The sequence below is a fragment of the Tsukamurella sp. 8F genome (assembly GCF_029167375.1).
Classification (GTDB): Bacteria; Actinomycetota; Actinomycetes; order Mycobacteriales; family Mycobacteriaceae; genus Tsukamurella.
This window is the reverse complement of record NZ_JARFTP010000031.1, coordinates 42,459-48,832: the sequence shown is the minus strand read 5'-3', so window position 1 is coordinate 48,832 and position 6,374 is coordinate 42,459. Positions and strand designations below refer to the sequence as shown.

Here is a 6,374-nt window from a genome sequence, read left to right as displayed (position 1 = left end):
GCGGGCGGCGGGGCCCGGCTGCTTGCGGTGGAGCAGGCGTGCGTGATCGATCCCACCGCCGACGGCGACGAGTGGCGTCGCCGCGCGCACGATCACCTGAACGTCTACACAGGGCTTCCCAACTACCGCAGATCCTGGGTGCGCCAAGGCTTCTCGGAGGAGGACTTCGTGCGAGGGGGCAGCGATCGACTCAAGTCCGCGCTCGTCACCCACGGTCTCGACGCGACTGCCGCAAGGGTTCGAGATCACCTCGACGCAGGCGCCGACACGGTACTGCTCCAGGTGCTCGGGCCGTCGATGGACGTCGCACCCCGCGCAGACTGGCGCCTTGCCGCCGACGCCCTGCTGTAGTCGGCGGGCCGCAATGCTATTCCGCGCCCCGCAGTTCTGCGCGGAGCGTCGCGCAGAACTCCGGCAGGTCGTCCGGCATGCGACTCGAGATCAGCGTGTTAGGTCCCCTCGTGCAGGTGACCACGGCCTTGTCCGTCCAGTGCCCACCGGCGTTGCTGATATCTGTGCGCAAGCTCGGCCATGAGGTGAGGGAGCGTCCGTCCACGACTCCCGCCTCGACGAGGGTCCACGGCCCGTGGCAGATGACGGCGACCGGCTTGCCGAGTTCGAAGAACCGGCGCGTGAAGCCGACCGCACCCGGAATAGTGCGCAGGTAGTCGGGATTCGCCACCCCGCCAGGCAGGACGAGTGCGTCGAATCTGTCTGCAACGACGTCGTCCACCGTCATCTCGACCGGGAACGTGTCCGCGCGGTCGAGATGACGGTACGCCTGCACCGACCCCGCCTGTGTGGACACCAGGCACGGTGTGACGCCTATGCTCTCGACCGCACGCCAAGGCTCCGTCAACTCGACCTGCTCGACACCTTCGGGTGCGACCAGGAACGCGACCGTCTTGCCCTGCATGTCGTCTACCACGTGTCTCCTCCTTCTCGCTGTGCGGTAGCGGCGCCTCACGACTGCGCGCGTTGAGCGGCGGTCCGCTCCGTGTCCGCGCCAGCAGTCGTGAGGGTTCCGCTCGGACCCTCCAGATGCGCCCGCACGAACCAGTGGAACTGCTCGAGCCGGTGCGATTGCCCGATGAGCATGTCCTGAGTGACCGGGTCCGGGCCCTCCGTATCGGCGATCGCCCGCCGATGCGCCTCGATGACGCCCGCATAGACCACGTCGAGCGCGCCCATATGGGCGATGGCATCGGCTCGACCCAGGTCGTAGTCGTCCCAGCCACGCTGCGCCGCAAGCGCACCGGGAGTCCCGACCGGCACCCCACCCAGAGCGGCGATGCGCTCGGCGGTCTCGTCGGCCATCAGGCGCACGGCGTCGACCTGGGGATCGAGCATCGTGTGCACCGCGATGAACTGAGGCCCGACCACGTTCCAGTGGATGTGCTTGAGCGTCAACGCCAGATCGTTGAGCGCATTCAGCCGGTCCTGGAGGATGTCGACGACGGATCGTGCGTCGCCGTCCGCCATTCCAGGCACGGTGAACTCGATAGTGCCCGGGACGGGATGCTCTGTCGTGGTCATCTTGTGGTCCTTCCTGTCGCTCCGGTCGTCCACCCTGCCGGCTCGTGCCGACCGGGCAGCGCTTCCGAAAGGCCTACCCTGCTCGTCGTCAGCGCAAACCCGTACGGACGTCCACAACGTCTTCGCGGCCGCGTCGTCACGTCCCCCACGCCCAACGGGCACCCGCGCTCGACGTGCGGAGGTGGCGGATGCCCGACGGGCGCCCGCCACCTCGCCGGCCGGTCAGCGCTGCCGCTGCGCGTCGGCCTGCCCGGCCTCGGCGTTCTCGGCATCCATGCGCTTCTTCTCGGCCTTCGCCTCGTGCTCGGCCGCCTGACGCTGGTCGGCGGCCTTGTCCTGCTGGGCGCGGCCCTCGTCGACCAGGTCGTCCCGGCCGAACACGGTGCCGGCGGCTTCCTTGGCCTTGCCCTTCACGTCCTCGGTGAGACCCTTCGCTGCCTCCGCGGGGCCGGTGTTCTCTGCCATCGATATCCCTCCCTTTCATTTCGGGGTTTGACGGCTGGACGCCGGGTACCCACGAGTCCAGGCGCCAAACGTCCACGAATCCCACGGGACGGGGTTTGTCGCGCACGACCGCGGGTACCCGAAGGCCGACCCGGGACAGGCACCGGGCCGATCGCTCGGAAGGGAGCGCCACATGATCACACGCGGAACACGATTGAGTACCCCGTCGACCACGGGCCGGCGCGTGCAGTACCGCGTCGCGGCGATCCGCCGCGCGCCGTTCAGCTACGTCGAGCTCGAGCCGCTCGCCGGAGGTCCCAGGCGCACCGTCTCCATGCGGGTCGCCGAGAGTCTGCAGGCATCCGACGACTCCCGCCGACCGGTCCAGGCCGAGAGAGGAGAGACATCATGACGACAGCCCGCGAGATCATGCATCCGCGTGTCCAATGCGTCGACAGCACCGCCACCGCGCAGGATGCCGCACGCATCATGAACGAACAGCACGTCGGATCGTTGCCGGTGTGCGGCAAGGACGATCGCCTCGAGGGTGTCGTCACAGACCGCGACATAGTCACCAAGGTGATCGCCCGCGGGCACGATCCGGCCACCGTCCACGCCGGTGAACCGGCGCAGGGCGAGGCGGTCACCATCGGCGCCGACGACGACACGGGCGACCTGCTCGCCACCATGTGCCACCACCGGGTGCGGCGTATCCCCGTCATCGACGGTCACCGCCTCGTCGGCATCATCGCCCAGGCCGATGTCGCGCGAACGTTGTCCGAGCCGACCGTCGGTGACCTGATCACCGCTCTGTCATACGACTGAGGAGACGCGCATGACCACATGCCACACGTGCGGCAACGACTACGACGCCGCGTTCACGGTCATCCATAACGGAACCGCTTGGCAGTTCGACAGTTTCGAGTGCGCCATCACCGCTCTCGCCCCGACGTGTGCGTCGTGCGGATGCCGCGTCCTGGGGCACGGGGTGCAGGTCGACGCGGATGTGTTCTGCTGTGCCCACTGCGCGAGACGGGACGGCCACGGCGCCCTGAACGACCGCACCAGCCGGACTCGCGAGTCCGTCTAGCCCGTCTGTCGGCCCTCCGTCCGGGCGACACCGACGTCGCGGCTGCGCATACCGACGAGATGCGGCTCGGTGTCGAGGTCGCCCGGCAGCAGCGCGAGCGTGAGGATGCGCGCCGGATACACCCGAATGATCGGCCCGGCACCCGCGTGCCCCCTGGAGTCCTCGGGATCGGCGAGTGCCTCTCCGGTCCCCCGGATCTCGAGGAAGCGCACGCGCCACGGATCGGTCGAGTAGACGTCGTCGACCACGAACGCGACCCGCCCGTTGTCACGCACGTTGCGGAACTTGCGGCTCCGCTCCATGTTGTACCCCCCGATGTCGATGGTCCCGAGGGATTCGTTGACGCCGAACCCGACGGGGCTGACCTGTAGCGTCCCATCGGGTGCCGCGGTGGCGAGCCGCCCCAGGTGCTGGCCGGAGAGGTATTCGAGCTCGTAGTCGGTGAACATGCCGCCGACGCTACGACCTCGACTCGGGTTGAGGTCAAGGACGACGGGTCACCGGCGCCGCGCGATGTTGTAGAACCGCACGTTCTGATACTCCTCGAGCCCCTCGGCGCCTCCCTCTCGGCCCAGTCCCGACTGTTTGATGCCGCCGAAAGGCGCTGCGGCATTGGAGGGGACGCCCTGATTGATGCCCACGAGCCCCGTCTGAAGGCGGTCGGCGACGTCGAGTGCACGGTCCAGGTTCTCGGTGAAGACGTAACCGGCGAGGCCGTATTCGGTGTCGTTCGCCCGGCCGAGTACCTCCTCCTCTGTCGAGAACCGCTGCACCGCCGCGATCGGCCCGAAGATCTCGGAGCGCACGACGTCTGCGTCCCCCGGGACACGGTCGAGCACCGTCGGGACGAAGAAGCTGCCCTCGCCGCCCACCGCGGCACCGCCGGCCCGCAGTACCGCGCCGCGCGCGAGCGCGTCGTCGGTGAGGGCACTCATCTGTGCGACAGCGCGATCATCGATCAGGGGACCGACCGCGGTGCCCTCCGCGAAACCGCTGCCCACCTTCGTCTCGGCGAGGCGCGCAGCGAACGCGGCGACGAAATCGTCGGCTATACCGTCCTGCACGTAGATCCGGTTGGCGGCGATGCACGACTGACCGCCGTTCCGCAGCTTGGCCGCCACCGCGCCGGCGACCGCCCGCTCCAGGTCGGCGTCGTCGAAGACCAACAGAGGAGCATTGCCGCCCAACTCCATCGACGAACGCAGTACGTTCTCGGAGGCGAGGCGCATGAGGCGCTGGCCCACAGGGGTCGAGCCGGTGAACGACACCTTCCGGACCTGCTCCTGGCGCAGGACCGCCTCGCTGAAGGCACCCGAATCGGACGTCGTCACCACTTGGACGAGATCCTCCGGGATCCCTGCCTTCCGGGCCAGCTGGACCGCGTACAACGTCGTCAGCGGGGTAGCGGTCGCGGGCTTGACGACGGCTGGGCACCCGGCCGCCAGGGCAGGTGCGATCTTCCGAGTCGCCATGGCCAGAGGGAAGTTCCACGGAGTGATGAGTACCGCGAGACCGACCGGTGAGCGGCGCGTGAGGATGCTGGCTCCGCCGTCGGGGGCGTCGCGGTATCCGCCACCAGGGCGCACGGCCTCCTCGGCATACCAGCGCACGAAGTCGCTGCCGTACTTCACCTCGCCGCGCGCCTCGGCGAGCGGCTTGCCCATCTCGCGCGTGATGAGATGGGCGATGCTCTCGGCATCGTCGACCAGCAGTCGCCACCACGCGTACAGCGCATCGGACCGCTCGCGCGGTGTGGTCCGCGCCCACTCGGCCCCGGCTCGCGCGGCGGTATGGACGGCGGACAGCGCACCCGGCACATCGATATCCGGTACGCGCCCGATGACCTCCGACGTCGCGGGGTCGCGCACGTCTATGCCCGACGACGGCAGGCCGAGCGACTCCACCACGCCGTCGGCGATCGCCATCCCCTCACGGGCACCCACAGCTGTCACGGTCATCGATCCGCCTCCGCAACTGCGCGGCCGATCGCGTCGACGTAGCCGACGAGCTCGTCATCGCTGATGATGAACGGCGGGCTGATCTGCAATGTGTTGCCGCGCAACGGCCGCGAGATGAAGCCCGTCTCGATCAGGTCGTCGGCCACCCGCTCGGCCGACAGGCGGTCCGCCAGGGTCACTCCGCCGAGTAGTCCCGCAACGCGGACGTCCACGACCCCGTCGGTCCGCTCCGCCATGGACGCGAGCGACTGCTGCAGAACGGTTTCGAGCTCCCGAACACGCGGTACGAGCTCCTCTCGCTCGAGGATGTCGAGGTGCGCGAGCGCGACCGCCGCCGCGGTCGCGTGACCCGCATAGGTGGCGCCGTGCCGGAAGATCGGCGTCCCGGGCGCGTCCACATAGAAGGGTTCCCAGATCCGGGGCGCCACAAGCACCCCGCCGAGCGGGGCGTAGCCGGACGTGACACCTTTGGCGAACGTGACCATGTCCGGCCGCACACCGTATCGCTCGGCGGCGAACATCGTTCCCACCCGGCCGAATCCGGTGATCACCTCGTCGAGGATCAGCAGTATGTCGTTGTCGCGGCACAGCCGCTGCACGGCTTCCAGGTACCCGTCGGCGGGCGGGTTGACACCACCGGTGCCCTGCACGGGCTCGGTGATGAACGCCGCTATGTTGTCGGCACCGACCTCGTCGATGAGGCTCGCCAGCGCGTCTGCGTCGTGTACGGGGACGCGGGCGGTCTCCGGCACCAGCGACTCGGTGCCGTAACCCTCGCGGTTGAACGGCAGGCCGGCGATCGACGTCCCATAGGCGTGCAACCCGTGGTAGGCGAACTCGCGGCTGACGATCATCGTCTTGCCGGCGCGGCCCTCGCGCTGCCAGTGTCGGCGCGCCAGCTTGCACGCGACGTCGATGGCGTCGGATCCGCCGGAGCCCAGGATCACCTTCGCGCGCTCGATCGGCGCGATCGCCGCGAGCCGCTCCCCCAGGGCCAGCGCCTTGTCGTTCACGAAGCGTGCGAACGTGTGGTAGGTCTCGAGCCTGTTCATCTGGTCGAACGCGGCATGGGCGAGTTCCGGATGGCAGTGGCCGATGTTGGCGTGCCACAGCCCCGCGGTCCCGTCGAAGAGACGACGTCCGTCGGCGGTATAGACGTACGCGCCCTGCGCGCGGTCGATGACCAACTGGCGACCTAGCACCGTCGGGGTGTGGGCCTGCGCGGGCCACAGGGCAGGCCCGTCCAAGACGGCACCCGCGCCGCTCTCCGCGGCCTGTGAGTCGACGACGGTCATCTTGCCCTCCTCCGGTCGTGGTCTGGACGAGGGGGGGCGCGGGGGCCCCCC

Annotated in this window: 9 protein-coding genes and 1 pseudogene; 4 read left to right on the top strand and 6 right to left on the bottom strand. The window is 69.1% G+C overall.

Going from position 1 to position 6,374, the window contains the following annotated elements:
• Positions 1-351, top strand: a pseudogene (locus P0W64_RS18750) (LLM class F420-dependent oxidoreductase); the annotation flags it as partial.
• A gap of 16 nt (positions 352-367) precedes the next feature.
• Here the strand turns inward: P0W64_RS18750 and P0W64_RS18745 are convergent.
• From P0W64_RS18745 to P0W64_RS18735, 3 genes are all read right to left on the bottom strand, one after another.
• Positions 368-928 carry a type 1 glutamine amidotransferase domain-containing protein gene (locus tag P0W64_RS18745; protein WP_275481684.1) on the bottom strand — a complete coding sequence of 187 codons (561 nt, stop codon included), beginning with the start codon at positions 926-928 and terminating at the stop codon, positions 368-370.
• A gap of 35 nt (positions 929-963) precedes the next feature.
• Positions 964-1,536, bottom strand: a complete 573-nt coding sequence (locus P0W64_RS18740; protein WP_275481683.1) for a DNA starvation/stationary phase protection protein — start codon at positions 1,534-1,536, stop codon at positions 964-966.
• Positions 1,537-1,758: 222 nt separating this feature from the next.
• A complete protein-coding gene (locus P0W64_RS18735; RefSeq protein ID WP_275481682.1) occupies positions 1,759-2,001 on the bottom strand; it encodes a CsbD family protein in 243 nt (80 codons plus the stop codon).
• Positions 2,002-2,173: 172 nt separating this feature from the next.
• Here P0W64_RS18735 and P0W64_RS18730 point away from each other — a divergent pair, with 172 nt between their 5' ends.
• From P0W64_RS18730 to P0W64_RS18720, 3 genes are read left to right on the top strand one after another with little or no spacing between them, the layout of a single operon-like run.
• The gene (locus P0W64_RS18730; protein ID WP_275481681.1) at positions 2,174-2,392 is read left to right on the top strand and encodes a hypothetical protein; all 219 of its coding nucleotides are present in this window, start codon (positions 2,174-2,176) and stop codon (positions 2,390-2,392) included.
• A complete protein-coding gene (locus P0W64_RS18725; RefSeq protein ID WP_275481680.1) occupies positions 2,389-2,805 on the top strand; it encodes a CBS domain-containing protein in 417 nt (138 codons plus the stop codon). The genes P0W64_RS18730 and P0W64_RS18725 overlap by 4 nt, the downstream gene beginning before the upstream one ends.
• A gap of 10 nt (positions 2,806-2,815) precedes the next feature.
• Positions 2,816-3,070, top strand: coding sequence for a hypothetical protein (locus tag P0W64_RS18720; protein ID WP_275481679.1), 255 nt, complete (start codon positions 2,816-2,818; stop codon positions 3,068-3,070).
• Here P0W64_RS18720 and P0W64_RS18715 read toward each other — a convergent pair.
• The 3 genes from P0W64_RS18715 to P0W64_RS18705 are packed head-to-tail and all read right to left on the bottom strand — an operon-like array spanning position 3,067 to position 6,323.
• The gene (locus P0W64_RS18715) at positions 3,067-3,519 is read right to left on the bottom strand and encodes a PPOX class F420-dependent oxidoreductase (protein ID WP_275481678.1); all 453 of its coding nucleotides are present in this window, start codon (positions 3,517-3,519) and stop codon (positions 3,067-3,069) included. The genes P0W64_RS18720 and P0W64_RS18715 overlap by 4 nt on opposite strands.
• 48 nt (positions 3,520-3,567) lie before the next feature.
• The gene (locus tag P0W64_RS18710) at positions 3,568-5,028 is read right to left on the bottom strand and encodes an NAD-dependent succinate-semialdehyde dehydrogenase (protein WP_275481677.1); all 1,461 of its coding nucleotides are present in this window, start codon (positions 5,026-5,028) and stop codon (positions 3,568-3,570) included.
• On the bottom strand, positions 5,025-6,323 hold the full coding sequence (locus tag P0W64_RS18705) for an aminotransferase class III-fold pyridoxal phosphate-dependent enzyme (protein ID WP_275481676.1): 1,299 nt from the start codon (positions 6,321-6,323) through the stop codon (positions 5,025-5,027). Before P0W64_RS18705 ends, P0W64_RS18710 begins: the two co-directional genes overlap by 4 nt.
• Positions 6,324-6,374 lie beyond the last annotated feature (51 nt).

Excerpts from the sequence above, each read along its gene's own strand:
- P0W64_RS18740 (WP_275481683.1), bottom strand. The coding sequence starts at position 1,536 with ATGACCACGACAGAGCATCCCGTCCCGGGCACTATCGAGTTCACCGTG.
- P0W64_RS18710 (WP_275481677.1), bottom strand. The coding sequence starts at position 5,028 with ATGACCGTGACAGCTGTGGGTGCCCGTGAGGGGATGGCGATCGCCGAC.
- P0W64_RS18735 (WP_275481682.1), bottom strand. The coding sequence starts at position 2,001 with ATGGCAGAGAACACCGGCCCCGCGGAGGCAGCGAAGGGTCTCACCGAG.
- P0W64_RS18720 (WP_275481679.1), top strand. The coding sequence starts at position 2,816 with ATGACCACATGCCACACGTGCGGCAACGACTACGACGCCGCGTTCACG.
- P0W64_RS18715 (WP_275481678.1), bottom strand. The coding sequence starts at position 3,519 with ATGTTCACCGACTACGAGCTCGAATACCTCTCCGGCCAGCACCTGGGG.
- P0W64_RS18725 (WP_275481680.1), top strand. The coding sequence starts at position 2,389 with ATGACGACAGCCCGCGAGATCATGCATCCGCGTGTCCAATGCGTCGAC.
- P0W64_RS18730 (WP_275481681.1), top strand. The coding sequence starts at position 2,174 with ATGATCACACGCGGAACACGATTGAGTACCCCGTCGACCACGGGCCGG.
- P0W64_RS18705 (WP_275481676.1), bottom strand. The coding sequence starts at position 6,323 with ATGACCGTCGTCGACTCACAGGCCGCGGAGAGCGGCGCGGGTGCCGTC.